Source organism: Stenotrophomonas sp. STEN023 (assembly GCF_056760135.1).
The window spans coordinates 1-26,740 of sequence record NZ_JBRREF010000029.1 but is presented as its reverse complement, the minus strand read 5'-3'; the positions used below and the strand labels follow the sequence as shown (position 1 = coordinate 26,740).

The 26,740-nt window shown below is 62.6% G+C and carries 21 protein-coding genes; 12 read left to right on the top strand and 9 right to left on the bottom strand.

Going from position 1 to position 26,740, the window contains the following annotated elements; all coding sequences use genetic code 11:
• From lldD to ACVOLV_RS10340, 3 genes are all read left to right on the top strand, one after another.
• On the top strand, positions 1–1,140 hold the full coding sequence (lldD, locus tag ACVOLV_RS10350) for an FMN-dependent L-lactate dehydrogenase LldD (RefSeq protein WP_282268288.1): 1,140 nt from the start codon (positions 1–3) through the stop codon (positions 1,138–1,140).
• A complete protein-coding gene (dld, locus tag ACVOLV_RS10345) occupies positions 1,137–2,834 on the top strand; it encodes a D-lactate dehydrogenase (protein WP_481554317.1) in 1,698 nt (565 codons plus the stop codon). The genes lldD and dld overlap by 4 nt, the downstream gene beginning before the upstream one ends.
• A 414-nt stretch (positions 2,835–3,248) precedes the next feature.
• Positions 3,249–4,544, top strand: coding sequence for an MFS transporter (locus ACVOLV_RS10340; protein WP_481554316.1), 1,296 nt, complete (start codon positions 3,249–3,251; stop codon positions 4,542–4,544).
• A 205-nt stretch (positions 4,545–4,749) separates the two neighbouring features.
• On the opposite strand, the gene ACVOLV_RS10335 is transcribed toward ACVOLV_RS10340, so the two are convergent.
• Together ACVOLV_RS10335 and ACVOLV_RS10330 are read right to left on the bottom strand one after the other, a co-directional pair.
• Entirely contained in the window at positions 4,750–5,658 is a 909-nt protein-coding gene (locus ACVOLV_RS10335) for a LysR family transcriptional regulator (protein ID WP_481554315.1), read from the bottom strand.
• Positions 5,659–5,764: 106 nt separating this feature from the next.
• The gene (locus ACVOLV_RS10330; RefSeq protein WP_481554314.1) at positions 5,765–6,733 is read right to left on the bottom strand and encodes a LysR family transcriptional regulator; all 969 of its coding nucleotides are present in this window, start codon (positions 6,731–6,733) and stop codon (positions 5,765–5,767) included.
• A gap of 108 nt (positions 6,734–6,841) precedes the next feature.
• On the opposite strand from ACVOLV_RS10330, the gene aceB reads away from it, so the two are divergent.
• The 4 genes from aceB (at position 6,842) to ACVOLV_RS10310 (ending at position 13,605) form a co-directional block, all read left to right on the top strand.
• The gene (aceB, locus tag ACVOLV_RS10325; RefSeq protein WP_481554313.1) at positions 6,842–8,485 is read left to right on the top strand and encodes a malate synthase A; all 1,644 of its coding nucleotides are present in this window, start codon (positions 6,842–6,844) and stop codon (positions 8,483–8,485) included.
• 42 nt (positions 8,486–8,527) lie between these two features.
• Positions 8,528–9,859, top strand: a complete 1,332-nt coding sequence (gene aceA, locus ACVOLV_RS10320) for an isocitrate lyase (RefSeq protein WP_481554312.1) — start codon at positions 8,528–8,530, stop codon at positions 9,857–9,859.
• 172 nt (positions 9,860–10,031) lie between these two features.
• Positions 10,032–11,069 (top strand): GGDEF domain-containing protein, encoded by a 1,038-nt coding sequence (locus ACVOLV_RS10315; protein ID WP_481554311.1) that lies wholly within the window; start codon positions 10,032–10,034, stop codon positions 11,067–11,069.
• A 13-nt stretch (positions 11,070–11,082) separates the two neighbouring features.
• A complete protein-coding gene (locus ACVOLV_RS10310; protein ID WP_481554310.1) occupies positions 11,083–13,605 on the top strand; it encodes a putative peptide modification system cyclase in 2,523 nt (840 codons plus the stop codon).
• On the opposite strand, the gene ACVOLV_RS10305 is transcribed toward ACVOLV_RS10310, so the two are convergent.
• Positions 13,606–13,890 (bottom strand): NHLP-related RiPP peptide, encoded by a 285-nt coding sequence (locus tag ACVOLV_RS10305; RefSeq protein ID WP_481554309.1) that lies wholly within the window; start codon positions 13,888–13,890, stop codon positions 13,606–13,608.
• A 182-nt stretch (positions 13,891–14,072) separates the two neighbouring features.
• Between ACVOLV_RS10305 and ACVOLV_RS10300 the strand changes: the two genes are divergently transcribed.
• Positions 14,073–15,254, top strand: a complete 1,182-nt coding sequence (locus ACVOLV_RS10300; protein WP_481554308.1) for a putative peptide maturation dehydrogenase — start codon at positions 14,073–14,075, stop codon at positions 15,252–15,254.
• A 174-nt stretch (positions 15,255–15,428) separates the two neighbouring features.
• On the opposite strand, the gene ACVOLV_RS10295 is transcribed toward ACVOLV_RS10300, so the two are convergent.
• Complete coding sequence (locus ACVOLV_RS10295; protein WP_481554307.1) at positions 15,429–15,779, bottom strand: NHLP-related RiPP peptide; 351 nt, start codon at positions 15,777–15,779, stop codon at positions 15,429–15,431.
• A gap of 271 nt (positions 15,780–16,050) precedes the next feature.
• Positions 16,051–16,395 carry an NHLP-related RiPP peptide gene (locus ACVOLV_RS10290; RefSeq protein ID WP_481554306.1) on the bottom strand — a complete coding sequence of 115 codons (345 nt, stop codon included), beginning with the start codon at positions 16,393–16,395 and terminating at the stop codon, positions 16,051–16,053.
• Between the two features lie 347 nt (positions 16,396–16,742).
• On the opposite strand from ACVOLV_RS10290, the gene ACVOLV_RS10285 reads away from it, so the two are divergent.
• Positions 16,743–17,912: a putative peptide maturation dehydrogenase gene (locus ACVOLV_RS10285; RefSeq protein ID WP_481554305.1), complete on the top strand. Its 1,170-nt coding sequence runs from the start codon at positions 16,743–16,745 to the stop codon at positions 17,910–17,912.
• Positions 17,913–17,945: 33 nt separating this feature from the next.
• Here the strand turns inward: ACVOLV_RS10285 and ACVOLV_RS10280 are convergent, their stop codons facing one another.
• The 4 genes from ACVOLV_RS10280 to ACVOLV_RS10265 form a co-directional block, all read right to left on the bottom strand.
• Complete coding sequence (locus tag ACVOLV_RS10280; RefSeq protein ID WP_481554304.1) at positions 17,946–19,916, bottom strand: acetyl/propionyl/methylcrotonyl-CoA carboxylase subunit alpha; 1,971 nt, start codon at positions 19,914–19,916, stop codon at positions 17,946–17,948.
• A gap of 318 nt (positions 19,917–20,234) precedes the next feature.
• Positions 20,235–21,845 (bottom strand): carboxyl transferase domain-containing protein, encoded by a 1,611-nt coding sequence (locus tag ACVOLV_RS10275; RefSeq protein ID WP_481554303.1) that lies wholly within the window; start codon positions 21,843–21,845, stop codon positions 20,235–20,237.
• Positions 21,842–22,030, bottom strand: coding sequence for a hypothetical protein (locus tag ACVOLV_RS10270; RefSeq protein WP_481554302.1), 189 nt, complete (start codon positions 22,028–22,030; stop codon positions 21,842–21,844). Before ACVOLV_RS10270 ends, ACVOLV_RS10275 begins: the two co-directional genes overlap by 4 nt.
• 159 nt (positions 22,031–22,189) lie before the next feature.
• Entirely contained in the window at positions 22,190–23,353 is a 1,164-nt protein-coding gene (locus tag ACVOLV_RS10265; protein ID WP_481554301.1) for an isovaleryl-CoA dehydrogenase, read from the bottom strand.
• Positions 23,354–23,497: 144 nt separating this feature from the next.
• Here ACVOLV_RS10265 and ACVOLV_RS10260 point away from each other — a divergent pair, with 144 nt between their 5' ends.
• The 3 genes from ACVOLV_RS10260 to ACVOLV_RS10250 all read left to right on the top strand — a co-directional run bounded on the left by ACVOLV_RS10260 (position 23,498) and on the right by ACVOLV_RS10250 (position 26,611).
• Positions 23,498–24,115, top strand: coding sequence for a TetR/AcrR family transcriptional regulator (locus ACVOLV_RS10260; RefSeq protein ID WP_481554300.1), 618 nt, complete (start codon positions 23,498–23,500; stop codon positions 24,113–24,115).
• A gap of 135 nt (positions 24,116–24,250) precedes the next feature.
• Positions 24,251–24,769, top strand: coding sequence for a c-type cytochrome (locus tag ACVOLV_RS10255; RefSeq protein WP_481554299.1), 519 nt, complete (start codon positions 24,251–24,253; stop codon positions 24,767–24,769).
• A 108-nt stretch (positions 24,770–24,877) separates the two neighbouring features.
• Positions 24,878–26,611, top strand: coding sequence for an ExeM/NucH family extracellular endonuclease (locus ACVOLV_RS10250; protein WP_481554298.1), 1,734 nt, complete (start codon positions 24,878–24,880; stop codon positions 26,609–26,611).
• Positions 26,612–26,740: the final 129 nt, after the last annotated feature.

Below are 26,740 nucleotides of genomic sequence, written 5' to 3'. Positions count from 1 at the left end.
ATGATCATCTCCGCCTCCACCGATTACCGTGCGGCCGCGCAGCGTCGTCTGCCGCCGTTCCTGTTCCACTACATCGATGGCGGCGCGTATGCCGAGCACACGCTCAAACGCAATGTTTCCGACCTGTCCGACATCGCGCTGCGCCAGCGCATCCTGCGCGACATGTCCGAGCTCAGCCTGGAAACCGAGTTGTTCGGCGAAAAACTGGCAATGCCGGTTGCGCTGGCACCGGTCGGCCTGACCGGCATGTATGCGCGCCGCGGCGAAGTGCAGGCGGCGCGCGCGGCGGACAGCCGCGGCATTCCGTTCACGCTGTCGACGGTGTCGGTATGCCCAATCGAAGAGGTGGCGCCGGCGATCAAGCGGCCGATGTGGTTCCAGCTGTATGTGCTGCGCGACCGCGGCTTCATGCGCAATGCGCTGGAGCGTGCGCAGGCTGCCGGTGTCACCACGCTGGTGTTCACCGTCGACATGCCGGTGCCGGGCGCGCGCTACCGCGATGCGCATTCGGGCATGAGTGGCCCGAATGCCGGCATGCGCCGCATCGGCCAGGCGATGACTCATCCACGCTGGGCCTGGGACGTTGGCCTGTTCGGTCGCCCGCATGATCTGGGCAACATCTCCGCCTATCGCGGCAGCCCGACCGGGCTGGAGGACTACATCGGTTGGCTGGGCAACAACTTCGATCCGTCGATCTCGTGGAAAGACCTGGAATGGATCCGCGAGTTCTGGAAGGGACCGATGGTGATCAAGGGCATTCTCGATCCGGACGATGCCCGCGATGCGGTGCGCTTTGGTGCCGACGGCATCGTGGTTTCCAATCATGGTGGTCGCCAGCTTGATGGCGTGCTGTCCACCGCACGCGCCTTGCCGGCGATTGCAGACGCGGTGCAGGGCGATCTGAAAATCCTCGCCGACTCCGGCATCCGCACCGGCCTGGACGTGGTGCGCATGCTCGCGCTCGGTGCAGACAGTGTGCTGCTCGGCCGTGCCTTCGTCTACGCGCTTGCGGCACAGGGCGAGGCTGGTGTCGCCAATCTGCTGGACCTGATCGCCAAGGAAATGCGCGTGGCGATGACACTGACCGGCGCGCGCCGTATTGCCGATATCAGCCGCGACTCGCTGGTCAACCTGGCATGAGTGCGAACGAGACACTGCTGGCGCAGTTGCGCACAGCCGTTGGTGATGCCCATGTACTGACTGGTGACAAGGCGACGCGGCGCTTCCGCAAGGGTTACCGCTTTGGCGATGGCGCCGTGCTGGCAGTGGTGCGGCCGGGAAGCTTGCTGGAAATGTGGCGCGCCTTGCAGGCGGCAGTGCAGGGCGGGGCGGCGATCATTCTGCAGGCGGCCAATACCGGCCTGACCGGCGGCTCGACGCCGGATGGCAATGACTACGGGCGGCCAATCGTGCTGATCAGCACGCTGCGGCTCACCGGTGTGCAGCTGCTCGACGAAGGGCGGCAGGTGCTGTGCTTGCCCGGCGCGACCTTGGACCGACTCGAACAGACCTTGGCACCGCTTGGGCGCGAGCCGCATTCGGTGATCGGTTCCTCGTGCATCGGTGCCTCGGTACTGGGCGGTGTCTGCAACAACTCCGGTGGTTCGCTGGTGCGGCGTGGTCCGGCCTATACCGAGATGGCGCTGTATGCGCAGGTTGATGGCGAAGGGCGCCTGCAACTGGTCAACCATCTTGGGATTGCCCTCGGCGACACGCCGGAAGAGATCCTGCAGCGCCTGCAGGCCGGCGATTACCAGCCTGCCGATGTGCGTGTTGATGGCGATCGTGCCGGCTCCGATCCGCGCTACGCCGAGCAGGTAAGGCAGGTGGACGCGGCAACCCCGGCGCGTTTCAACGCCGACCCCAGCCGTCACTACGAAGCCGCAGGGTCGGCCGGCAAGCTGGCCGTGTTCGCGGTGCGCCTGGATACCTTCGCCAAGGAAGCGGCCGAGGTGTTCTACATCGGCAGCAACAGCACCGGCAGCCTCACTGCGATCCGCCGCCAGCTACTGACCGGCTTCGAGCGTCTGCCGATCTCTGGTGAGTACATCCACCGCGTCGCCTATGACATCGGTGAGCGCTACGGCAAGGACACCTTCCTGCTGATCGACAAGCTCGGCACCGCACGGGTGCCGGCTGCCTTCGCACTGAAGAGTCGGGTTGATGGCTGGTTCGAGCGATTGGGACTGCGCGGCGTTACCGATCATGCAATGCAGCTGCTGACCGGGCTGTTGCCCTCGCATCTGCCCAAGCGCATGGGCGAGTTCCGGCAGCGTTATGAGCACCACTTGCTGGTCAAGGTTTCCGCACAGGATGCGACGGCGACCGAGCAGTGGTTGCGCGGTTTCTTCGCCGGGCATGAAGGCGCTTACTTCCACTGCACGCCGGACGAGGGCCGCAAAGCTTTCCTGCACCGGTTTGCAGTGGCCGGCGCGGCGGTGCGTTACCGCGAAGTGCATCGTGCGCAGGTACAGGACATCGTCGCCCTGGATATCGCCCTGCGCCGCGATGACCGCGACTGGTTCGAGCAGCTGCCGGCCGAACTGGACGCGCGGCTGCTGCACAAACTCTATTACGGCCACTTCCTGTGCCATGTCTTCCACCAGGACTACATCGCGCGCAAGGGTGAAGACCCGATGGCGATCGAACACGCCATGTGGAAGCTGCTGGATGAACGCGGTGCCGAATACCCGGCCGAACACAACGTCGGCCATCTGTATCCGGCCAAGCCGGCGCTGGCGCAGTTCTACCAGCAGCTGGACCCGAGCAATACCTTCAATCCGGGCATCGGCCAGACCAGCAAGCAGCCGGGTTGGAAGGGCTGTGATTGCTGAGGCGCGAAGCGCCTGCCATTGCTTTTGCTAAAGCCCCTCTCCCGCTTGCGGGAGAGGGGTTGGGGTGAGGGGAAGCTTCTAGCTTGAAAGCCATGATCAACAGCTAGAGCCCAAAGCCCAAAGCTTCCCTCATCCGCCCCTGCGGGGCACCTCGCTCCGCGCCCCAGCCCCGCGTAGCACGCGGGGCGTACGAACAGTCACGAGCCTTTGGCTCGTAACCGCCTGTTCTTAACCCCGCAGGCGGGAGAAGGGACGTGCTTCGATGCTTGTTCCAAGTACTGCGGCGCTGCAGACGCTGAATCAATACGCTTTAGATATCAATCCGTACACAGTAGGTTATGGATCGACTCGATCCGCAGGTTCAAGCTTCCCGCATCTTCGATAAACCGGCCTGCCGCTACAGGCCAAGAAGCAATGCAACCCGAAACCAGCAAGACGACAAGCTGCAGCGAATCACTGGCACCAATCACCCCGCCGAACACGGCTGCCGAACTCCCCCACATCCGCCAGGGCACGCCCGAGTTCCGGCGCGCGGTGCTGGCCTTGTTCATGGCCGGCTTCGCAACCTTCGGCGTGCTGTATTGCGTGCAGCCACTGCTGCCGGGCTTCAGCAGCCACTTCGGCATCAGCGCCGGCAACAGTGCGCTGGCCTTGTCGGTAAGCACCGGCGTGTTGGCGATAGCGATGCTGGTCGCGGGCATCGTCTCCGACCGCATTGGCAGGCGCCCGGTGATGGTGGCTTCGCTGCTCACTTCTGCCTTGCTCACGCTCGCCACCGCACTGACCGATGACTGGAACACCATACTGCTGCTACGCACCCTGCTTGGCCTGAGCCTGAGCGGTGTGCCGGCGGTGGCGATGACCTGGCTGGTCGAGGAAATGGACAGCCGCTCGCTGGGTCTGGCGATGGGCCTGTATATCGGCGGCAACGCGGTCGGCGGGATGAGCGGGCGCTTGATTGCTGGCGTGGTGGCCGACCATTGGGGTTGGCGCGCGGGTATCGCCGCGGTCGGTGTGATTGCGTTGTTGGCGAGCGTGGCACTGTGGACACAGCTGCCGGCTTCGCGTCATTTCCGTGCGAAGCGTGCCGAGCCAATGCAGCTGCCGGCACGCTTTGCCGGCCTGTTTCGTGATGCGGCGCTGCCGTGGCTGTTTGCCTGCGGCTTCCTGCTGCTGGGCGTGTTCGTGACCTTGTACAACTTCCTTGGCTACCACCTGCTGGCGCCGCCGTACGGTTTGAGCCAGACCGTGGTCGGGCTGATCTTCACCGTGTATCTGGTGGGCAGCGTCAGTTCCGCATGGATGGGGCAGCTGGCCAACCGGCTTGGGCGTGGGCCGGTGTTGGCCATGTCATTCGGCGTGGTGCTGGCTGGCATCGTGTTGCTGGCGATACCGTGGTTGCCGACGATGGCCGTGGGTATCGCGCTGGCGACGTTTGGCTTCTTTGGCGGCCATTCGGTGGCCAGCAGCTGGGTGGGCGTGCGCGCCGGTGGACTGCGTGCGGAAGCATCGGCCTTGTATCTGTTCTCGTACTACCTGGGCTCAAGCGTATTGGGTGCCTTGGGCGGTGTGTTCTATACGCACTGGGGCTGGGCGGGTGTCTGTGGTTTCTGTCTGCTGTTGACGCTGGCGGGTGTGGGGGCGGCTTGGCGGTTGTGGCGTCGGCTGGAGCAGGGGGCGGGCCTGGTATTGGTTGAGGCGAAGGGCTGAGAGTTAGCAGCTAAAAGCTAAAAGCTAAAAGCTAAAAGCTAAAAGCTAAAAGCTAAAAGCTAAAAGCTAAAAGCACCCCTCCCCAACCCTCCCCTGCGCTACGCGCAAGGGAGGGGGCAAAGCCCAGCTCCCTCCCTTTGCCGCAGGCAAGGGGAGGGTTTGGGAGGGGTGCTTTTGTTGTTGCTATTGCTCTTCGCTCTGGCCTTCAACCCGCAACTTCCCGCTTCAACAAGGCAATGAACTGCCGCAGCAGCGGCGTCACCGCTTCACGCCGCCACGCCAGCTGGATCTCCGACGCTGCACCACGATCGGCCAACTCCACAAAGCACGCGCCCTCCACCTGGATATGGCTGCACGAGGAAGGCAGTACGCATACGCCAAGCCCGGCAGCAACCAGGCTGATCAAGGTGGATGACTCGCCCGCTTCCTGCACGATGCGTGGGCTGAAACCGGCATTGCGGCATAGCGTGATCACGTGGTCGTGGATGCCTGCACCCGAGTCGCGTGAGAAGCCTACAAACGGGTCGAGTGCGAATTGCTTCAACGACAGCCGCGCGGTTGCCGGGTCCTTGCCGCGCAGTACCGGGTGGCTTGCATGGACGACCAGCGCCAACGGATCATCGAACAGATGCTTGGCAATCAGTTCGTCCGGCAGCACCTGTTTGCGGATGATGCCGACGTCCAGTTCGTCGGCGAGCAGGGCATCGATCTGGCGCAGGCTGTTCATTTCGCGCAGCTGCATCTGCACCTGCGGGTGCTGCTGGCGATAAGCGAATATCGCACGCGGAATCTGCGGTGACAGCGGCGTTGCACGGGTCAGCCCGATGCGCAGTTCGCCGCTTTCACCGCGCTGTGCGCGCTGTACCGTGTCGACCGCCTTGTCCACGCGCTGCAGGATCTCGCGGGCTTGTTCCAGCAGCACTTCACCCGCGGGGGTGAGTTGCACGCGGCGATGACTGCGTACGAACAGCTGTGCATCAAGCAGGGTTTCCAGTTGCCGGATCTGTTGGCTGAGTGGCGGTTGCGACATGCCAAGTCGTTCCGCAGCGCGGCCGAAGTGCAGGGTGTCGGCGACAGCCAGGAAGTAGCGCAGGTGGCGGAGTTCCAGGGACATTGGCGCAGTCTAGGCTGCGAAGGCCTTGGCGACCAATCATCAGTTCGCCATTCCCACGCGCGCGGGAATGGCGGCATCAAAGCCGAAAGTAACAAAGCAAAAAAAACTACCGCTCCGAATGCCCGGTATCGTCGTACTGCCGCGGCGCGAACAGATCCGGTTGGATCAGCTCCACGAACGCCCTGGCCTGCGGCGACAAGACCTTGCCTCGCCGCACCACCACGCCATAGCTGCGCGACGGGAAGTACTCGCTCATCGCCCGCGTCGCCAGCTTGTCGCGGTCGCTGTCGTTCAAACATAAGGCGGTGACGATGCTGATGCCCATGCCCATCGCCACGTATTGCTTGATCACCTCCCAGCCGCCGACCTCCAGCGCCACCGTGTAGGGCACGCGGTGCTGCTGGAACACCAGGTCGACCAGTCGCCAGGTGATCTGCCGGCGTGGTGGCAGGATCAGCGGCCACGGCGACAGGTCTTCCAGCGTCAGGTTTTTCTTCTTCGCCAGCGGGTGGTCGGGTGGGGTGATCAATACCTGGTCGAAGCGGTAGACCGGCGCGTAGCTGAGGTCGGCGGGTACATCCATCATCGAGCCGATGGCCAGGTCGGCGGCGTCGCTGCGCAGCAGGTCGGTGCCGTCGGCGCTGATTGCGTTGTGCAGGGTGAGGCGTACATCCGGGTGCTGCTTGCGGAAGTTTTCGACGATCTTGGGCAGGAGATACAGGATGGTCGACGAATTTGCGGCGATATTGAGCTCGCCGGCGTCCAGTCCGCTGACCTTCTCGCGGAACCGCGGCAGCAGTCCGTCCAGGCTCTCAACCAGTGGCTGCGCCATGTCGTACAGCAGCTGGCCCTCACGGGTGGGCACCAGACGGCGTCCGCTGCGCTCGAACAGCACCACCCCCAGCTCCCGTTCCAGCGCCTGCAGCTGCAGGCTCACCGCCGGCTGGCTGACAAAAAGCGCTTCCGAGGCACGCGAAACCGAGCCCAGGCGCACCGTCTGCAGGAACGCCCGCAGCGGCTTGAGCCGATCAGACTTGTAGGAAAAACGCGGGGTTACGGGCGGTTTGGTTGGCATCTTGAAGCCAGTATTAGCACAACTTATAGATAACATTGCAAAAACTGTTTTGTTAAATACCTACCTGCGGCCGCACGTTGGAGTCCCCGACATACGCAGGTACCTCCGATGTCCGCCGTCGCCCACGCAGTCGCTACCCCGCAGTCCGCCCCCCGCCCGACCCCGGGCATCACCCTGACCACCCAGTTGGCCGGCCAGTCCGCGCTGCTGCCGGCCGGCGTGCTGGGCCTGCTCGTATCGCTGCACCGTGCGGTCGAGCCGGGCCGGCAGGCGCGGCTGGCCGCCCGCCGCGAGCGCCAGGCCTTCTTCGACCAGGGCGGGCTGCCGGACTTCCGTGCCGACACCCGTGTCATCCGTGAGGAAGACTGGAGCGTGGCGCCGATCCCGGCCGCGTTGCAGGACCGCCGTGTCGAGATCACCGGCCCGACCGACCCGAAGATGGTCATCAACGCGCTGAACTCCGGCGCCAAGGTGTTCATGGCCGACTTCGAGGACTCGACCTCGCCGACCTGGCGCAACGTGCTGGCCGGCCAGCAGACGATGAAGGCGGCGGTGCGCGGTGATCTGGACTTCACCGCGCCGGCTACCGCCAAGGGCCCGGGCAAGCACTACACGCTGCGTCCGTTCGACGAGCAGGCGGTGCTGATCGTGCGGCCGCGCGGCTGGCACCTGGACGAGAAGCACGTACTGGTCGATGGCCAGCCGATTGCCGGCGGCCTGTTCGATGCGGCGCTGTTTGCCTTCCACAACGCGCAGACCCTGATGGACAAGGATCGCGGCCCGTACTTCTACCTGCCCAAGCTGCAGTCGATGGAAGAGGCGGCGTTGTGGGAGACCGCGCTGTCGCACATCGAAGGCATGCTCGGCCTGCCGCATGGGCAGATCAAGGTCACTGTGCTGATCGAAACACTGCCGGCGGTGTTCGAGATGGACGAGATCCTGTACGTGCTGCGCGATCGCATCGTCGGCCTGAACTGCGGCCGCTGGGACTACATCTTTTCCTATCTGAAGACCTTCCGCCGCCATGCCGACAAGGTGCTGCCCGAGCGCGGCCAGGTGACGATGACCCAGCCGTTCCTGAAGGCGTACTCGGAACTGCTGATCAAGACCTGCCACCGCCGTGGTGCGCATGCGATGGGCGGCATGGCTGCGCAGATCCCGATCAACAACGATGCCGCCGCCAACGAACAGGCGATGGCACGGGTACGCGCCGACAAGCTGCGCGAAGTCACTGCCGGCCACGACGGCACCTGGGTGGCGCACCCGGCACTGATTCCGGTGGCGCGCGCCATCTTCGACGAGCACATGTCCGGTCCCAACCAGCATCAGGTGCTGCGCCGTGACGTGCAGGCCAGCCGCGATGAACTGATTGCGCCGTGCAGCGGTACCGTTACCCGCGCCGGCTTCGAGAACAACGTCGAAGTCTGCGTGCGTTACCTGGCCGCCTGGCTGGATGGCAATGGCTGCGTGCCCATCCACAACCTGATGGAAGACGCCGCCACCGCCGAGATCAGCCGCAGCCAGATCTGGCAGTGGCTGCATGCCGGCAACCAGCATCTGGACGACGGCACCGCGATTGATTTCGCGTTGCTGGCCAGCACCCTGCGCGCCTTGCCGGCGCGCCTGGGCGACACCTCCGCACTGCCCGGTGGCAGCCGCATCACCCAGGCCATCGGCCTGCTCGACCAGCTCAGCCGCGCCGACGAGCTGACCGACTTTCTGACCTTGCCGGCCTACCGGCAGATCGATTGACCCTTCCCCTTACGTAAGCACCATCTTTTTAAGGACGACACGATGAGCACCTATCAGCAACAGATCGACGCCCTGCAGCAGGACTGGGACACCAACCCGCGTTGGAAGGGTTTGAAGCGCACCTACAGTGCCGCCGACGTGGTGCGCCTGCGCGGCAGCGTGCAGCCGGAACATACCTTGGCCAAGCGCGGCGCCGAGCGCCTGTGGAAACTGGTCAATGGCGCTTCGAAGAAGGGCTACGTCAACGCCTTCGGTGCGATCAGCGCCGGCCAGGCGATGCAGCAGGCCAAGGCTGGCTTGGAAGCGGTGTACCTGTCCGGCTGGCAGGTGGCCGCCGACGGCAATACCTCCGAAACCATGTACCCGGACCAGTCGCTGTACGCCTACGACTCGGTGCCGACCATGGTTCGCCGCATCAACAATACCTTCCAGCGCGCCGACGAGATCCAGTGGAAGAACATCATCGACGGCAAGCTCAAGGCCGAGGATGCGATCGACTTCTTCCTGCCCATCGTCGCCGATGGCGAGGCCGGCTTCGGTGGCGTGTTGAACGCCTATGAGCTGATGAAGAACATGATCGTCGCTGGTGCCGCCGCGGTGCATTTCGAGGACCAGTTGGCGGCGGTGAAGAAGTGCGGCCACATGGGCGGCAAGGTGCTGGTGCCGACCCAGGAGGCGATCCAGAAGCTGTCTGCCGCGCGTCTGGCTGCCGACGTGCTGGGTGTGCCGACCATCGTGCTGGCGCGTACCGATGCCGAAGCCGCCAACCTGCTGACCAGCGACTTCGACCCCAACGACACCCCGTTCATCACCGGCCAGCGCACCAGCGAGGGCTTCTACAAGGTCAAGAACGGCCTGGAGCAGGCGATCAGCCGCGGTGTCGCCTACGCCCCGCATGCCGACCTGGTGTGGTGCGAGACCGGTACCCCGGACCTGGGCTTCGCCCGCGAGTTCGCCCAGGCCGTGCATGCCGCCAGCCCCGGCAAGCTGCTGTCCTACAACTGCTCGCCCTCGTTCAACTGGAAGAAGAACCTGGACGACAAGACCATCGCCAAGTTCCAGGACGAGCTGGCCGCGCTGGGTTACAAGTACCAGTTCATTACCCTGGCCGGCATCCACATCAACTGGTTCAACACCTTCAAATTCGCCCACGACTACGCCCGTGGCGAAGGCATGCGCCACTACGTGGAGCAGGTGCAGGAGCCGGAATTCGCCGCCCGCGACAAGGGCTACACCTTCGTCTCGCACCAGCAGGAAGTGGGTGCAGGCTACTTCGACGATGTGACCACGGTGATCCAGGGCGGCGCCTCCAGCGTGACCGCACTGACCGGGTCCACCGAGGAGGAGCAGTTTCAGACTGAAGTAGCTGCCTGAGGGCGCTGGCGAGGTCGTTTTGGAGGGGCTCTTACGAGCCCCTTCTTTTTTTGCGCCCGACCCCGGCGGAAATTGGCCGTGGGAGCGCACAAAACCGCTTGTTTTGATGATAGGCTCGCGAGATTACTCGTCTGGCATGGACGGGCAGTCCATGGGGCAGGGAATGAGCGGCATGGGAACAGGGGGTCTGGCACTGGAGTCTGAACTTTCCGTCGCTGCGTCGACGGGAGGCACGGTGCTGCGCGCGCAGTTGTCGCCGGTGGAGTTTGCGCTGTTTGCCGAGTACGGCGTGCGCCGCACGCTGCAGGCCGAGCAGGTGCTGTTCCGCCGTGGTGACCTGGGCAGCTCGATGTTCATCATCGTCAGCGGTGCGGTCAGCCTGGACTTCGGCGCCGGCCTGGCCCCCAAGCCGATGGGCTGCAACGACTTCTTTGGCGAACTCGGCTTGTTGATCGAGCGCCACCCGCGTTCCTGTGATGCCCGCGCCAACTGCGACAGCGTGCTGCTGGAAATCACCCATGTCAATTTCCATCGCCTGATTGATCAGGACCCGGCGATGGTGGTGTTCTTCCTGCGCCGTACCCTGTCACGCGTGGTGTCCAGCGAGCAGCGCCTGATTGCCCAGCTCAGCCGTCGCAACCACGAGCTGGAGACCGCGCTGGGCAACCTGTACAGCGCCAACCACGAACTGCACCACACCCGCGAGCTGGTCTATAGCGATGACCTGACCGGGCTCAGCAACCGCCGTGCGCTCACCGCCTACCTGCAGAAGTCACATCGTTCCGGTCATCGCCCGCAAGGGCTGTTGTTGCTGGACTGCGACGACTTCAAGGGCCTGAACGACTCTTACGGTCACCTTGCCGGCGACCACGCGCTGCAATGCTTCGGCCGCATTCTTGCTTCGGTGACCGGCAAGGATGACATCGCCTGTCGTCTTGGCGGCGACGAGTTCTGCGTGTTGCTGATGAAGGCCGACGCGCAGAGCCTGCCGCGTACCGCTGAGTTCGTGCTGGAGGCGATGCGCCATCTGATCGCCTATCCCGGCGCAACGGTCGGTGCCTGCTCGCTGAGTGTCGGCATGGTGCTGATCGATGAGGACCATCATTGGAACGATGCCTATTCGCGCGCCGATCAAGCGCTGTATCTGGCAAAGCGCGAAGGCGGCAATCGCGCGCAGTGGTTCCTGGAGCAGTCCGGTGACCACGGCTAGCCCGGCATAGCGCATGAGCAGCGAGACCCACGCGCTCTCACCCGAACGCCAGCTCAAGACGCTGGTGCTGACCGATCTTTGTGACTCGGTGGCACTGACGGCGCGGATTGGCGACGCGGCAGCTGCTGAATTGTTCCGCACGCTGGATGTGCGTGCGCTGCAGCTGCTGCAGCGCTGGAAAGGTCGGCTCATCGACCGTTCCGATGGCATGTTTCTGCTGTTCGATGTGCCTGCCCAAGGCCTGGGTTTTGCCTTGGACTACCTGGATGCGCTGGGCGAGATAGGCAGTGAGCGCAAGCTGCCGCTGCAGGCACGGATCGGCATCCATGTCGGCGACGTGCTGTTCTGGCGCAACGATGAGGATGCGGTTGCTGCCGGCGCCAAGCCAGTGGATGTTGAAGGCGTGGCCAAGCCCACAGCGGCCCGCTTGATGGCGTTGGCGCGACCGAATCAGATTCTGCTTTCGTCAGTGGCCGAAGCACTGTTGCGTCCAAGCCAGCGTGAGCTCGGCGAGCGCGGTGCGAACCTGCAATGGAAATCGCACGGTCGCTGGTACTTCAAGGGCCTGCCGACGCCACAGGAAGTGTTTGAAGTGGGCACAACGGGTAGCGCTCCACTGCGCATGCCGGCCCGTTCCAGCAAGGCGTGGCGGCGTCTACCGCTATGGCGGCGGCCAGCGGCGCTGGTCGCCGAGTTGATGTTGGTAGTGGCAATCGGCGCCGTGGCATGGGCGTTGGTTCGGCCGGAGCCAGCGATAGCTTTCGCCGAGCGGGATTGGGTGGTGGTGGGGGACTTCACCAACCAGACCGGCAACCTGGTGCTGGACGACGCCTTGCAACAGGCGCTGCGCATCAGTCTTGAGCAGTCCCGACATGTGAACGTTGTTAGTGACTTGAAAGTTCGTGAAACCCTGCGGCAGATGCGCAAGGATCCAGCACAGCCACTGGATCGCGCTACCGCCAAAGAAGTTGCCATCCGAGATGGCGCGCGGGCCGTGGTCATGCCAAGTGTGCAGGAGGTTCATGGAAAGCTGCGCGTCAGCATGGATGTTGTCGACCCCGGAACTGGCAGGGTTGTGTATTCCGAGTATGCAGATGGCAGCGGGCTCGATTCGGCGCTGAATTCCTTGGATAAAGTTGCCGCCGCTATTCGCTTGAGGCTTGGCGAGGGGTCCGATGCGTTGAGCCAGGCGTCTCTACCTTTGCCGCGGGTAGCAACCAGCAATTTGGACGCCTTGCACGTATATGCAGCGGCGCAGCTGGCCTATGGGCAGGCGGACGCGCAGAAGTCCCTTGACTACTACGAAGTCGCAACGCGGCTGGATCCGAAATTCGCGATGGCATACCTAGGCCAGATGCGCTCTTTGGTCAGTCTCGCGCGGTTGGACGAGGCGCGAAGCAGGTTTTCGCTCGCCGAGGGATTGCGTGATCGCTTGAGCACTCGACAAGCCCTCTACATGGATGCCTGGAAGAGCGAGTTGTACGGCGGAAACGAGGTGACCACGTTCCGTGCGTGGAAGATGCTGGCAGATCTGTATCCGGATCACCATGCGGCAAGTGCGAATCTTGCGCTCGCGGCGCTTTCGTTGGGTCGCTATTCGGAAGCCGAGCGCGCGATGGAGCGCGTCAATGTTCCCCAGGTTGAATTTCCCAGTGCTGCATTGCTGCTGCATGGCCGGGTGCAACTGGTGCAGGGTAAACAAGAGGAGGCTGTGGTGTCTCTGCGCGAGGCCATGGTACTGGCAGAAGGGCGCGGAAATCGTTATCTGGTCGGCGCGCTGGCCGCGGGCGGTCAATTCGAACAAGCCAGGGATGTTCTGCTCAAGCTGCCACAGGGAAATCCGGGAGGCTGGTTGGAGGGGACTTCTCTCGCCCTCGACGAGACGCACTCTTCCAAGGCGCTGGCAGGTGTGGATGCAGCAGCAATGCAATGCGGTGATGACACTGCCGAGTGTGATGTTCTGGCCGTGGTGCGAATCGCCAGTCACGCTGCAGCAGGAAGTTGCGTTTCCGCAGCCCAGATAAGGACGGTGCTGAAGCCATTGCTCGACAAGGCAGCAATGCCGCAACAGCTCGATCGTGGGCCGCGCCTGTACTACGCTGCGGCCTTGATCTACTCGGCGCAGCGTATGGGCCTTGCCGATACTTTTGAGGTGGAGCGCGGAGCTCTGGAGAGAGTTGCCTTGGATATTCGCGATCCGCGTGCGACGGAATTAATAGCCTTGGTTGAAGCGAACGCGGTGCGCTTGTCAGGTGGAGCAAGGGATGCGTTGCCAAAGATTCTCGCGATGGTCAATGGTGGCGAACTTTTCCAGGTGCACAGTGCGCTGGCAGCGGCATATCGGGACGTCGGAGACGAAGCCGGTTTTGCCAGAGAATCAATTTGGCTGAAAACGCACCGTGGGCGCGCGTATGCCGAGTATGCAGGTAGCTCCACACTGCAGACCTTGAACGTTGTTGACAGCAAAGGAACTCCCGCGCCCAATGCTTGCAAGGCGTTGGCGCGGATAGCTCCCGACGTCTCAGTCCAACGCTGATCAGTTGCTGGTCCGTCCATCGACAAAACAGAACGGGACAGAAAACACCGCTGTTGTAGTCAAGTGCTCAATCAGCCGGTCCCTTGCGGAGGCGAGATCTTCGATTGCGGCGAGCTCGCCAGGAACAGCACATTCAGAGGCCGAAGCGGCTGCCTTTTCGCTGATTTTTGCAAGTGCGTCCGCTGGTCTGGACTGGAACTCCTGGCGAAATGCGGAGTCTTCGATCAGGAGGTCAAGAAGGGCGATGGCTTGTGCCTTTGTGAGCGGTGATTTCTCGGTCGACATATCTTTTTTTCTTATTGGGTGGGTCCGGAACTATAGCGGCGTATCAGCTTTGCACTTTAGGAAATTGTTGTTACGAAAGGGGGATGCCATCAGGTGGCTATCGGTCGGCCATTGCTGGCAAGATCCATGATCAGTCCGGCGCTAGTCTTGCTGGGCGAGTTCGCTAAATTGAAGGTTTTCATATGAAAGAAACAAAGTTCCGCCGCTGTCATGCCATGGCGGTCTTCCCGGAAGAAGATGTATCTTTCTCTTTTGAAAGCTTGCTTGCTGGCGGCACTGGAATTCGTGTTGAGAACAGCCTGGTTGTCCGGGCGGCGCACTTGGATGAGGCCTGTACTATCGAAAGTGCCGCCTGCACTTTTCTGATTGCATGCAGTGCCGAACAATGGAAGCCCATGCCCGATGACGAAGCATCGATGGCGCTGGTAATGGAGCTGGTGCAGAAGGGTTTGTTGCTGGTCGACAACGGTGAGCCATCCTTGCCGCGAGACGCTGACCAGCGGCTCAGGGAGGGACATTGGTGGCCACTTTCCGCCATCCACTACCGGCATTCACGTTGGAGCGGTGTGGATAGCGTTTCGGATATGGAGAGCAAGCAGATGCTAACGGCTGCTGATCTGGTGAGGAAGCTCGGGGGGCCACCGGAAGAAGCACCGGCTAGGCAAGCTGGGGCGACGCCACTGCCAGAAGTCGAAAGCGGTCCCATGGAAGAGCTGTTGGCGCGCAGAGCAACGTGCCGAAATTTCGATCAAAGCAAATCGTTGTCTTTGGAGCTGCTGGCACAGATGTTCCAGCACGTGCTGAAGGCCCAGGCATGTGTTGAGACCGAGCCGGGTGTCAGGTTCTTGAAGAAGAATGTTCCCTCGGCGGGTGGCCTGCATCCGCTGGAAGCTTACGTCGTCGCCCGAAACGTCGACGGTCTACCACGGGGGCTCTATCACTACCATTCTGTCGCCCATGAGATGGCGCCTGTGTCCAAGCAACCAAGGGACCTGGATGCGTTCTGCGAGCGATTGTTGGCAGGGCAGTCCTGGTTTGCATCCGCGCATGTGGTGATAGTGCTTGCATGCCGTTTTGGTCGCAGTTTCTGGAAGTACAGGAATCACGCCAAAGCTTATCGGGCAGTAACGCTGGATGCCGGGCATGTTTCGCAGGCGTTCTACACGATGGCAACCTTCAATGGTCTCGGTGCTTTCGTAACTTCCGCTATCAACGAAGTTGAGGTCGATGGACTGTTGGGCCTGGATCCGATGGTTGAAGGGGCGTTGGCGGTCTGTGGTTTTGGCTGGCGTTCAACTGAGATGAGTGTTGCGGAGTTGGATCCAGCTGGATGGGTGTGGAAGGGAGTGGTTCCATCGGTTTAGCTGTTCGCTCTATACAGCCAATATGCTCCGCCGAACTGGAAATAAAAACATGCTGCTCATGGATACTTGCGCTTCAAGTGAAAGGTAGTTGTACTGCCTCACATGGAAGCAGGGGGGAAGCTCTACGCCCCCTGCTTCCGAGGTCAAAAAACCGCTGGTGCGAAACAATCGTGCCTAAGCAGGTGTGCACCAACCTTGGCTCAATCCATCCGGCGAGCTCTGGGTAGCGTGGAGACGCAGCGCAGGGGTGATTTCATTGGCGACAAAGCAATGAGGGATGTAGAAAGCTGCATGTTCTTGCAGATGAGAAAGTAACGCCTGTGACGATTTTTGAAACTCCCGTTTGCTGGCCAATGGCAATAGAAGCGCACAAGTACTGCACGATTCTGCAGCCTCAGCGCTGATTGTCTGCATCGCTACGGCTGGGGATGCAGTGAACGCGGTGCGGAAATCATCGTCATTGCAAAGTAGGTCCAATAGCTTCAGCGAGTCTTTGGTTGACAGGGGCTTCTTGATGTTCAGCATCTGAGCGGTTCCTCGAGTAGTGGCCGGTTGCTGGGTGTGATCGATTCGCGGGATGTCGTGCTTGTAGCGACGCGGTTGATGTCAAGGCAGCCGGTGCCTTGTTCTCCCAGGCATTGTTTCCCTGCAAACAAATTGGCTCTCAGGTGGAGTGGACGATGGTTTCACTAGTCCTTCAAAAGAGTCACTTCCGCAATGCTATCTGAGAAAATCCATCGCTGAAGCTGTACCGTCACGCGGCTTGGCGCCAAATGGCGTACTGCGTAGGCGGATATCAGAGGGAGTTATTCGCGCTTCGAGTAGTTCTGAGCGCTGGGCTGCTTCTGAGTAGCATCAGTTCTTCGCCTGTTCCCAGGGCGAAGGAATGCGGATTGCGAAAAGCTGGTGCGGTCTCGAGCTGATCCAGAAGCGAGTTCCGTAGGCGTTCAAAATCACTCTTGCTGGCCAAAATGCCAATGAATGCGCAAGCTCTGCACGAGTAGGCCGCCTCCGGGCTGATCCGTTGCATGGCCGTTGCAGGGTTGGAAGAAAACTCTTGGCGAAAGACATCATCGGTGCAAAGTAAATCCAATAGCTTTACCGCGTCGTCGGTGGAGAGAGGGCTCTTCTCAGTGCTCATCGATCATTCCTTGAATGGAAGTAGTGGTACTCATGAAGGCGCTGTGGCGATTTGCTTGTCTCTGCTACAGCTAGCGTTGCCTTTCGGGCACTGCAGACTCAAGATCGTGTCAGCCTGAGGCATGTGTCCTTTATATACGATTATTTCAATTGGCTATAGATCCGGGGCGTTGATAGCGTAGCGTGCCTCGTGAAGGACTCAGTTGAGCGTCTCTTACGAGCATGAAAAGGTGTCTTTTTGGCCGAAGTGCCGGAGTCCATACGTTTGCGGATGCATGGTGCCGGACAGGATCAATTCTTGTTGGTGTCTGGTAGGTTGTGAGCAGTTAAAAATAGGTGCGGAACCAGATGAGGTATCGGCGATGCCACGCAGTATTTGTCTCTCCAGAGGATCAATCGGTGGTGTCCTTGCAGGCGTTGCTCTCTGGGGAGCTCGGACTGCAGAACGTGCAGCGAATTCGAGTTTATTCGGCGCACAATGACGCCGTTTGCACCTTGGATATCGATACCTGCGTGCTGCTGCTTAGCAGCAGCGCGGAGCAATGGCAGCCCATGCCCATAGAAAGTGAGATGCGTGCTCGCGCGATGGTCTTGGTGAATCATGGTCTGCTATTGCTGGAGGGCGACGTAGCCTCATCGCAAGCGCAAGCTGATCAACAGGTTAGATCTGGAAACTGGTGGCCGCTTTCTGCGATCTACCACCGGCACTCGCGCTGGGATTCAGTCGACAGTGTTGGCGAAATGGAGCAGAGAGGAATGACGACCACACAAGCGCTGGTTTCCCGTTTTGGTCGCCCTCCGCCCGAGGCTCCTCCACGTCATGCCGATTCCATTGCGTTGCCGCGTTCAAGCGAGGGTGCGGATGATGATTCTCTCGCCCGTCGCGTGACATGCAGAAATTATGATCCGAGGAAGTCGGTTTCTTTTTATGACATGGCGGTAATACTGCAGGACGTCTTGATGGCGCAAGCAACGGTCGAGAGTGAGCCTGGTGTCAGATTCCTCAAGAAAAATGTACCTTCAGGTGGTGGCTTGCACCCGCTGGAGGCTTACATCGTTGCTCAGAACGTAGAAGGTCTGCCGCCGGGCGTGTATCACTATCATTCTGTCGCGCATGAGCTGGCTCGGATTACCGATCAACCCCGCAGCCTTGATGAGTTCTCGCTCCAGCTGTTGGCTGGCCAGCAATGGTTCGCAGGTGCCCAGGTGATCATTGCCCTCGTCTGTCGATTCCAGCGCAGCTTCTGGAAGTACAGGCGTCACACCAAGGCATACCGAGCCGTGACCCTCGACGCTGGTCACGTGTCTCAGGCTCTGTATGTTGCCGCCACGAAACGGGGTCTAGGAGCATTCGTTACTGCCGCCATCAATGAGAAGGAGTTGGAGCGATTGTTGCTCTTGGATCCAATGGTTGATGGAGCGATAGCCGTTTGTGGGTTCGGCTGGCGTTCCGAGGTCATGCGCGAGGAAGAGTTGGACCCTGCAGGCCGGATCTGGCAGCGGGTGTCTACTGGTTGATCGCCAGTACCTTTGCGCGACGGTGGCGGGCAATCAGCCCGCTTCGAAATCCACCAACACCGCGCCGTCGGCTACTTGATCCCCGGCCTTGGCGCGGAAGCCATGCACGGTGCCGTCGGCAGGTGCCTGCAGGGTGTGCTCCATTTTCATTGCCTCCATCACCAGCAGCGGCGTGCCGCGGCTGACCGTGCTGCCAGGCTGCACAAGCAGGGTGACGACGCGGCCGGGCATCGGCGCCAGCAGGCTGCCGCCGTGGTCGTTGCTGTTGTCGGCGTCGGCGACCGGGTCGTGGATGTTGAAGCGCTGCTGCTGTTCGTTTCCGAACACGTAGAGGATATTGCCTTCGCGGATCGCGTGGCCGCGCTGCAGGCGTTCGCCCAGCTGCAGGGCGTAACCAGCGCTGCCGGCTTTCCCGGTCACGCTGATCGATGCATCGCCGACCTGCACCCGCCAGCCGTTGGCGCTGTCGCGCACCTGCAGCTGCTTGCGTTGCTCCAGATGTTCCAGCGTCACCGAACGTGCCGCAGGGCCGGTGAGGCGCCAGCTGTCGGCGATTGCCCAAGGGGATGCGTCGTTGTCGTGCAGCCTATCGTTGGCTACAGCGAGCACAGCCGCCAGCGCCCAATCATTGTCACTGGCAGCAACGTGGTGGATATCCAGCGCCTCACGCTCACGTTCGATCAGCGCGGTATCGAGATTGGCGGTGCGGAAGGAGTCGGTCAGCACCAGCCGGCGCAGGAAGGCGGCATTGGTGGTCACGCCGACGACCTGACACTGCGTCAAGGCCTGCTGCATGCGCTGCAAGGCGCTGGCACGGTCCACGTCCCAGACGATCAGCTTGGCGATCATCGGATCGTAGTAGGGGGTGATGGCATCGCCTTGCTCAACACCCGCATCCACGCGCACATGGGCGTTGGCCTGCGGTAGGCGCAGATGGCGCAGCGTGCCGGTGGAGGGCAGGAAGCCACGGTCGGCGTCTTCGGCGTATAGCCGAGCCTCGATCGCGTGACCATGGATCTGCAGCTGTTCCTGCGTCTTCGGTAGCGGCTGGCCAGCGGCCACGCGCAGCTGCCACTCGACCAGATCGGTGCCGGTGATCAGCTCGGTGACCGGGTGCTCGACCTGCAGACGGGTGTTCATTTCCATGAAATAGAAATCGCCATCCGGCCCGGCGATGAACTCCACCGTGCCTGCGCCGACGTAGCCAACGGCGTGTGCTGCATCTGTAGCCGCCTTGCCCATCGCAGCGCGACGTTCGGCGGTCATGCCGGGCGCGGGTGCTTCTTCCAGTACCTTCTGGTGGCGCCGCTGCACCGAGCAGTCGCGCTCGAACAGGTAGACCACGTTGCCGTGACTGTCGCCGAACACCTGGATCTCGATATGGCGCGGGCGCTCGACGTACTTCTCCACCAGAACATGGGCATTGCCGAACGAGGCCTGCGCCTCGCGTTGGCAGCTGGCCAGTGCAGCCTCGAAGTCGGCGCTGGCCTCGACCTTGCGCATGCCCTTGCCACCACCACCAGCGCTGGCCTTGATCAGTACCGGATAACCAATCGCATCGGCCTGCGCGCGCAGGAACTCCGGCTCCTGCCGCTCACCGTGATAGCCCGGCGTCAGCGGCACGTTGGCGGTCTGCATCAGCGCCTTGGCCGAGCTCTTGTCGCCCATCGCATCGATGGCGCTGGCCGGCGGTCCAATGAACACGATGCCAGCAGCATCACAGGCCCGTGCGAAGCCAGCATTCTCGGACAGGAATCCATAACCAGGATGGATAGCCTGCGCACCGCTACGACGCGCGGCTTCGAGAATGACCTCGGCGCGCAGATAGCTCTCGGCAGCCGGCGCGGCACCGATATGGATGGCCTCGTCAGCCAGACGCACATGCCGCGCATTGCGATCGGCATCGGAATACACCGCAACGGTAGCAATGCCAAGACGACGGCAGGTAGCAATAACGCGGCAGGCGATTTCACCGCGATTGGCGATCAGGATTTTGTTGAACATGGTGTTCCCCGCAGCATGCAGAACGTGACGGTTTTGCTGTTGATTTGGATTTTCAGGGCCCCGTAGAGCACGGCAGGCTGGATGGACGAATACCCGAAGGGCGACGCGCAGGACGCGCGTCGTTTTTCGACGGTACATGGATGTGCCGTCGAAAAATGTCCAGCCAGACTGCGGACCCGAGCCGCGTAGCGGGTCGGGCGTGCGTCCGGGTGTGCTTTCTTTTGGTTACTTGTTCTTTGCACAAGCAAAGAAAAGTGACTCGCTCCCCGCAGGGGAGTGAAAGCCTTTGCTGTTGCTGTCAGAGCGATGTTCACGCCATCACATCCGGAACACACCAAACCGCGTGTCCTGCACAGGCGCATTGAGACTGGCAGCCAAGGCCAGACCAAGCACCCGCCGCGTATCCGCCGGATCGATCACCCCGTCATCCCACAAACGCGCACTCGCGTAATACGGATGACCCTGCGACTCGAACTGATCACGGATCGGCTGCTTGAAGCTGTCTTCTTCCTCTGCAGACCACGCCCCACCCTTGGCCTCGATACCATCACGCTTGACCGTGGCCAGCACACTGGCTGCCTGCTCACCACCCATCACCCCGATGCGCGCATTCGGCCACATCCACAGGAAGTGCGGCGAATACGCCCGACCGCACATGCCGTAATTGCCGGCGCCGAACGAACCGCCGATCACCACCGTGTACTTCGGCACGCGTGCATTGGCCACCGCCATGACGAGCTTGGCACCGTCCTTGGCAATACCGCCGTGCTCGTACTTGCGGCCGACCATGAAGCCGGTGATGTTCTGCAGGAACAGCAGCGGGATATTGCGTTGGCAGCACAGTTCAATGAAGTGCGCGCCTTTCAAAGCGGACTCCGAGAACAGGATGCCGTTGTTGGCGATGATGCCGACCGGGTGGCCATGCACATGCGCGAAGCCGGTCACCAGCGTGTTGCCGTAGCGCGGCTTGAACTCATCGAAACGCGAACCATCGACGATGCGCGCGATCACCTCGCGCACGTCGTAGGGCTTGCGCGTATCGGCGGGAATCACCCCGTAGAGCTCATGCGCATCCAGCAGCGGCGCCTCGCTGGCCTGCAGCGCAACGCCTGCATCGGGCTTGCGCCAGTTCAAGTTGGCGATGATGGAACGCACACGGGCCAGCGCCTGCAGGTCATTGTCGGCCATATGGTCGGCAACACCGGAGATGCGCGTATGCACGTCGGCACCGCCGAGTTCTTCGGCGCTGACCACTTCACCGGTTGCCGCCTTCACCAGCGGCGGGCCGCCAAGGAAGATGGTGCCCTGTTCCTTGACGATGACGGTCTCATCGCTCATTGCCGGCACATAGGCGCCGCCCGCCGTGCAGCTGCCCATGACGCAGGCAATCTGCGGTATGCCCTGCGCTGACAGGTTGGCCTGGTTGTAGAAAATGCGGCCGAAATGGTCGCGGTCCGGGAAGACCTCGTCCTGCAAGGGCAGGAAGGCACCACCGGAGTCGACCAGATAGATGCAGGGCAGGCGGTTCTGCTGGGCGATTTCCTGCGCGCGCAGATGCTTCTTCACCGTCACCGGGTAATAGGTGCCGCCCTTGACCGTGGCATCGTTGGCGACGATCAGGCATTCCACGCCGGAGACGCGGCCGATGCCGGCGACCATGCCGGCGCCGGGCACGGGATCGGCATACATGCCGTGCGCGGCCAGCGGCGCGACCTCAAGGAAGGGGCTGCCGGGATCGAGCAGGGCATCGATGCGTTCACGCACCAGCAGCTTGCCGCGCGCACTGTGCTTGGCCCGGGCTGCATCGCTGCCGCCACGCGCGGTGGCTTCAAGTGTGGCGCGCAGATCATCGACCTGGGCCTGCATCGCGGCGCGGTTGGCTTCGAAGCTGTCACTGCCGGGTTGCAGTTGGGAGGTGAGTACGGTCATGGCCGAGGTCCTGGATTCTGGAGCTGGTCTGCGCGCGGAAACATGGCGGCAGGGTTGATGCTTTTGCTGTGGCTTTTGCTGTTGCTTTTGCTGTGGCTTTTGCTGTGGCTTTTGCTGTTGCTGTTGCTGTTGCTCTTGCTTGGCTTTTGCTTGGCTTTTGCTTTTGCTTTGCCCTGCTGTTGCATTCCTTCTCCCGCCTGCGGGAGAAGGTGCCCCGCAGGGGCGGATGAGGGGAGCTTCTAAAAGCATCGGGTCTGCTTGCTAGAAGCTTCCCCTCACCCCAACCCCTCTCCCGTAAACGGGAGAGGGGCTCTGATTTCGCTTTAGCTTCTGCTTCGCGTCACTTACATCGTGCGTTGAAACAACTCCCGCCCAATCAACATGCGGCGGATCTCGGAAGTACCCGCACCAATCTCGTACAACTTGGCATCACGCCACAAGCGCCCAGCCGGATACTCGTTGATATAGCCATTGCCGCCGAGGATCTGGATCGCTTCACCCGCCGCCCAGGTCGCCTTCTCGGCCGAGTACAGAATCGCGCCGGCCGCGTCCTGGCGGGTGGTGCGGCCCTGGTCGCAGGCCTTGGCCACCGCATACACATAGGCGCGGCAGGCATTGAGGCCGACATACATGTCGGCCAGCTTGGCCTGGATCAGCTGGAAGGTGCCGATCGCTTCGCCGAACTGTTTGCGCTCATGCACGTACGGCAGCACCACATCCAGCGCCGCCGACATCAGACCCAGCGGGCCGCCCGACAACACCACGCGCTCGTAGTCCAGGCCGGACATCAGCACTTTGACGCCGCCACCGACTGCACCCAGCACGTTCTCGACCGGCACTTCGCAGTCCTGGAACACCAGCTCGCAGGTGTTGGACGAACGCATGCCGAGCTTGTCCAGCTTCTGCGCGGTGGAGAAGCCCTTCATTCCCTTTTCGATGATGAAGGCGGTGATGCCGCGCGAGCCTGCGTCCGGGTCGGTCTTGGCGTAGACGATCAGCACGTCGGCATCGGGACCATTGGTGATCCACATCTTGTTGCCGTTGAGCACGTAGTGGTCACCGCGCAGATCGGCGCGCAGCTTCATCGATACCACGTCAGAACCCGCACCCGGCTCGCTCATCGCCAGTGCGCCGACGTGTTCGCCGCTGCACAGCTTGGGCAGGTATTTGTGCTTCTGCGCTTCGCTGGCGTTCTTGCGCAGCTGGTTGAGGCACAGGTTGGAGTGCGCGCCATAGGACAGGCCGATGCCGCCGGAAGCGCGCGAGATTTCCTCCATCGCCACCACGTGCGCCAGGTAACCCATGCCGCTGCCGCCGTATTCTTCTTCCACCGTCATACCCAGCAGGCCCTGTTCGCCAAGCAGACGCCAGAGCTGGTTGGGGAAGTGGTTGCTGGCGTCGGCCTCGGCGGCCAGCGGTGCGATGTGGGCGGCGGCAAACTGCGCCACGCTTTCGCGCAGCATGTCGATTTCTTCGCCCAGATCAAAATTCAGGGTGGGGACGTGCATGGCTGGCTCCGGTACTGCTTGGCGATAAGGGGCGCACCGGGTTGGGAGGACGGGCAGGCCGTCGGCACGGGCGTTTGCGCGCAGCCTAGCGGCTCCCGGGTAAAAAGTGAATACAAATTCAAAAATTGAACATAGAATCAACAAATGGCTTACAAGCGCTCGGAATTGATGGAAAAACGGCTGGCGGGCAACCGCGAGCGGATCCTGGTCGCGGCCCGGCGGCTGGTCGCCGCAGGCGGCTACCGCAATGCGCCGATCACCGCGGTGGCGGCCGAGGCGGGGGTGTCGACCGGGCTGATCTACCGGCATTTCCCGTCCAAGGCCGAGCTGTTCGTCGAGGTGCTGACCTTCGCCGTGGAGCACGAGCTGCAGATCCTGGCCGCCATTGCCGATGAGCCCTTGCCGGCGCCGCAGCGCCTGCAGCGGGCAGTGGCCTCGTTCGTGCGCCGCGCGATGGCCGGGCCTGGCCTGGCCTATGCCTTCATCGCCGAGCCGGTGGACCCGGAAGTGGAAGCCGAGCGCATCCGCTGCCGGCGTCTGTTCGGTGATGTGTTCAAGCGCATCCTCGAAGACGGCGTGCGTGCCGGTGAACTGCCCGCGCAGGATCTGGATATCAGCGCGGCCTGCATCGTCGGTGCCTTCACCGAAGCGCTGGTTGGGCCGACTGCGCCCAGCCGCGATGGCCTGCGCGATGGCGAACATCTGGTCACGGCGATCGGCGCGCTGTGCCTGCGCGCTGCCGGTGCAGCCTTGCCACAGTAAGCGCTGCAACTGCCGCTGGATGCTGCAATGCCGCACATCTGCGCGTGTTCATGGCATTGCGGGAGCGGGCGGACGCTGGTCTATACTCGCCCAGCAGCTGCTGGTCCACCGACAACTCGCCCGGGGTGATGAGACGTGCGGAATTACGACCTTGAGTTCCTGAAACGCTTTTCCATCGTGATCGCCATCCTGGCCGTCATCACGATTGGCTTGATCATCTTCGCGTCCTACCTGCAGCACGTCATTCCCAAGGAAGTCTCACCGACCGCGGCCAAGCGCATCGAGGATCGCATCGCGCCGATCGGTGCGGTGTATGCCGGTGCCACCGGTGCGTCCGCGCAGGCTGCCGCCTCCGCTGCGGCCGCCGCAGCTGCAGCCGCCAGCGGTGCCTATGGCGGCACCCTGGACGGCAAGACCATCTTCGACAACCTGTGCACCGCCTGCCACACCAATGGCGTCGGCAATGCGCCGACCTTGGATCACAGCCACTGGGACAAGCGCCTGGCACAGGGCAAGGACACCCTCTACAAGCACGCCATCGAGGGCTATACCGGCCCGGACGGCGGCATCATGCCGCCCAAGGGTGGCAACGCCGGGCTCAGCGAGGAGCAGATCCACGCCGCCGTGGACTGGATGCTGTCCAATCTGAAATAGAAAGCCGCCAGACTCACGCAGCTGGCAACAGACCTGATTGCTGCAGAATAGCCGGCGCCGCCCCAGCAGGGCGGCGCTTTGTGTTTCCGTCTTCCCCGGAGTGCGTTCATGCGTTGTACCCCTACTTTGCTTGCCCTGGCCTTGGCTGCCGCCTGTTCCGGCGCGGCGCTGGCCGCCCCCGCCAAGACCGCGGTGCTGCCGATTGGCAGCGTGCAGGGCGCGTCTGATCACAGCCCGTACGCGGGCAAGACCGTCACCATCGAGGGCGCGGTGACCGCCGACATGCGAGATGGCATCGGCGGCATCTTCGTGCAGGACGCTGGCGACGGCGATGCCAATACGTCAGATGCCTTGTTCGTGGTCCTGCCCAAGGAGCAGGCCGTGCAGGTCGGCCAGTGGCTGCGCATCACCGGCACCGTCGATGAGCAGGCCGCCGGCAAGAGCGGGCAGGGCCTGACCACGCTGCAGGCGCAGACGGTCAGCCCGGCCACCGCGCGACCGCTGCCGGCAGCGCTGGTGTTGACCGATGTGCCGGCCAACTGGGAGACGCTGGAGGGCATGCAGGTAAGCATCCCGGCCGGTTTGACCCTGGCCGGTCAGGACCAGCTGTCGCGCTATGGCGAACTGACCGCTGCCTTCGGCGGCCGCCTGTGGCAGCCCAGCGAAGTGGCCGCCGCCGGCAGCCCGGAACAAGCCGCGGTGATTGCCGACAACAACCGCCGCCGCCTGCGTCTGGACGATGCCAGCGGCAAGCGCGATCCGGGCGCGGTGCCGTATCTGGCGCCGGACCAGCTGCTGCGCAGCGGCGCGCAGCTGCGCGAGGTGCAGGGCATCGTCGACCAGCGCTTTGATGGCGGCTACCGGCTGCAGCTGACCGCCCCGGTCGTGGTGGATGCCGAGCGCCCGCAGCAGGCACCGACGGTGGCCGGCGGCCTGCGCATCGCTGCGTTCAATCTGGAGAATTACTTCAACGGCGACGGCAAGGGCGGTGGCTATCCGACCCTGCGTGGCGCAAAGACCGCCGAGCAGCAGGCGGCGCAGCAGGCCAAGCTGATCACCACCATCGGCAGCCTCAATGCCGACGTTGCCGCGCTGATGGAGCTGGAGAACGATGGCTACGGCCCGGGCTCGGCGATCGATCAGCTGGTGCGTGCGCTCAATGCAGCGCAGGGCAAGGACGGCGACTGGCGCTTTGTCGATGCTGGCAAGGGTCCGGGCGACAATCCGATTCGCGTTGGCATCATCTATCGCGCTTCAAGGGTGAGCCCGGTCGGCAAGCCGGCGGTGCTGGAGCGCGAGCCGTTTGGCGAACGCAGCCGCGTGCCGTTGGCGCAGGCCTTCCGCATGGGCCGCAAGGGCACCCCGTTCGTGGTGGTGGCCAACCACTTCAAGTCCAAGGGTTGCTCGGAAGCGAGCGGCGATGATGCCGATCGCAATGACGGCCAAGGCTGTTGGAACGCGACCCGGGTGGAGTCAGCCAAGCTGCTGCACAGCTGGTTGCAGGGCGATCCCACCGGTAGCGGCAGCCGTGATGCAGTGTTGCTGGGCGACTTCAACGCCTATGCGATGGAAGACCCGATCCGCACCTTGAATGCCGATGGCTGGCAGGACGCGTTCAAGGTGGCCGGCGTGCAGCAGCCTTACAGCTATGTCTACAACGGTTTGACCGGTCGCCTGGATCACGCCTTGCTCAGCCCGGGCATGGTCGCGCGGTTGAAGGGTGCGGCTGAGTGGCATATCAATGCCGATGAGGCGGACGAGGTTGGTTATCAGGGCCGCAATGTGCCGGGGCCGTGGCGCAGCTCGGACCATGATCCGTTGTTGCTGGGGTTTGAGCCTTAAAGTTTTAAAAGCACCCCTCCCCAACCCTCCCCATGCCCCGGCGGGAAAGGGGGGGGGGGGAGTTGAGCCCCCCGTTGGTGCCCCGCAAGGGCGGGGGGGGGGCGGGGGGCGATGGGGTGGGGCCGGGCC

Excerpts from the sequence above, each read along its gene's own strand:
- lldD (WP_282268288.1), top strand. The coding sequence starts at position 1 with ATGATCATCTCCGCCTCCACCGATTACCGTGCGGCCGCGCAGCGTCGT.
- dld (WP_481554317.1), top strand. The coding sequence starts at position 1,137 with ATGAGTGCGAACGAGACACTGCTGGCGCAGTTGCGCACAGCCGTTGGT.
- ACVOLV_RS10340 (WP_481554316.1), top strand. The coding sequence starts at position 3,249 with ATGCAACCCGAAACCAGCAAGACGACAAGCTGCAGCGAATCACTGGCA.
- ACVOLV_RS10335 (WP_481554315.1), bottom strand. The coding sequence starts at position 5,658 with ATGTCCCTGGAACTCCGCCACCTGCGCTACTTCCTGGCTGTCGCCGAC.
- ACVOLV_RS10330 (WP_481554314.1), bottom strand. The coding sequence starts at position 6,733 with ATGCCAACCAAACCGCCCGTAACCCCGCGTTTTTCCTACAAGTCTGAT.
- aceB (WP_481554313.1), top strand. The coding sequence starts at position 6,842 with ATGTCCGCCGTCGCCCACGCAGTCGCTACCCCGCAGTCCGCCCCCCGC.
- aceA (WP_481554312.1), top strand. The coding sequence starts at position 8,528 with ATGAGCACCTATCAGCAACAGATCGACGCCCTGCAGCAGGACTGGGAC.
- ACVOLV_RS10315 (WP_481554311.1), top strand. The coding sequence starts at position 10,032 with ATGGGAACAGGGGGTCTGGCACTGGAGTCTGAACTTTCCGTCGCTGCG.
- ACVOLV_RS10310 (WP_481554310.1), top strand. The coding sequence starts at position 11,083 with ATGAGCAGCGAGACCCACGCGCTCTCACCCGAACGCCAGCTCAAGACG.
- ACVOLV_RS10305 (WP_481554309.1), bottom strand. The coding sequence starts at position 13,890 with ATGTCGACCGAGAAATCACCGCTCACAAAGGCACAAGCCATCGCCCTT.
- ACVOLV_RS10300 (WP_481554308.1), top strand. The coding sequence starts at position 14,073 with ATGAAAGAAACAAAGTTCCGCCGCTGTCATGCCATGGCGGTCTTCCCG.
- ACVOLV_RS10295 (WP_481554307.1), bottom strand. The coding sequence starts at position 15,779 with ATGCTGAACATCAAGAAGCCCCTGTCAACCAAAGACTCGCTGAAGCTA.
- ACVOLV_RS10290 (WP_481554306.1), bottom strand. The coding sequence starts at position 16,395 with ATGAGCACTGAGAAGAGCCCTCTCTCCACCGACGACGCGGTAAAGCTA.
- ACVOLV_RS10285 (WP_481554305.1), top strand. The coding sequence starts at position 16,743 with ATGAGGTATCGGCGATGCCACGCAGTATTTGTCTCTCCAGAGGATCAA.
- ACVOLV_RS10280 (WP_481554304.1), bottom strand. The coding sequence starts at position 19,916 with ATGTTCAACAAAATCCTGATCGCCAATCGCGGTGAAATCGCCTGCCGC.
- ACVOLV_RS10275 (WP_481554303.1), bottom strand. The coding sequence starts at position 21,845 with ATGACCGTACTCACCTCCCAACTGCAACCCGGCAGTGACAGCTTCGAA.
- ACVOLV_RS10270 (WP_481554302.1), bottom strand. The coding sequence starts at position 22,030 with ATGCAACAGCAGGGCAAAGCAAAAGCAAAAGCCAAGCAAAAGCCAAGC.
- ACVOLV_RS10265 (WP_481554301.1), bottom strand. The coding sequence starts at position 23,353 with ATGCACGTCCCCACCCTGAATTTTGATCTGGGCGAAGAAATCGACATG.
- ACVOLV_RS10260 (WP_481554300.1), top strand. The coding sequence starts at position 23,498 with ATGGCTTACAAGCGCTCGGAATTGATGGAAAAACGGCTGGCGGGCAAC.
- ACVOLV_RS10250 (WP_481554298.1), top strand. The coding sequence starts at position 24,878 with ATGCGTTGTACCCCTACTTTGCTTGCCCTGGCCTTGGCTGCCGCCTGT.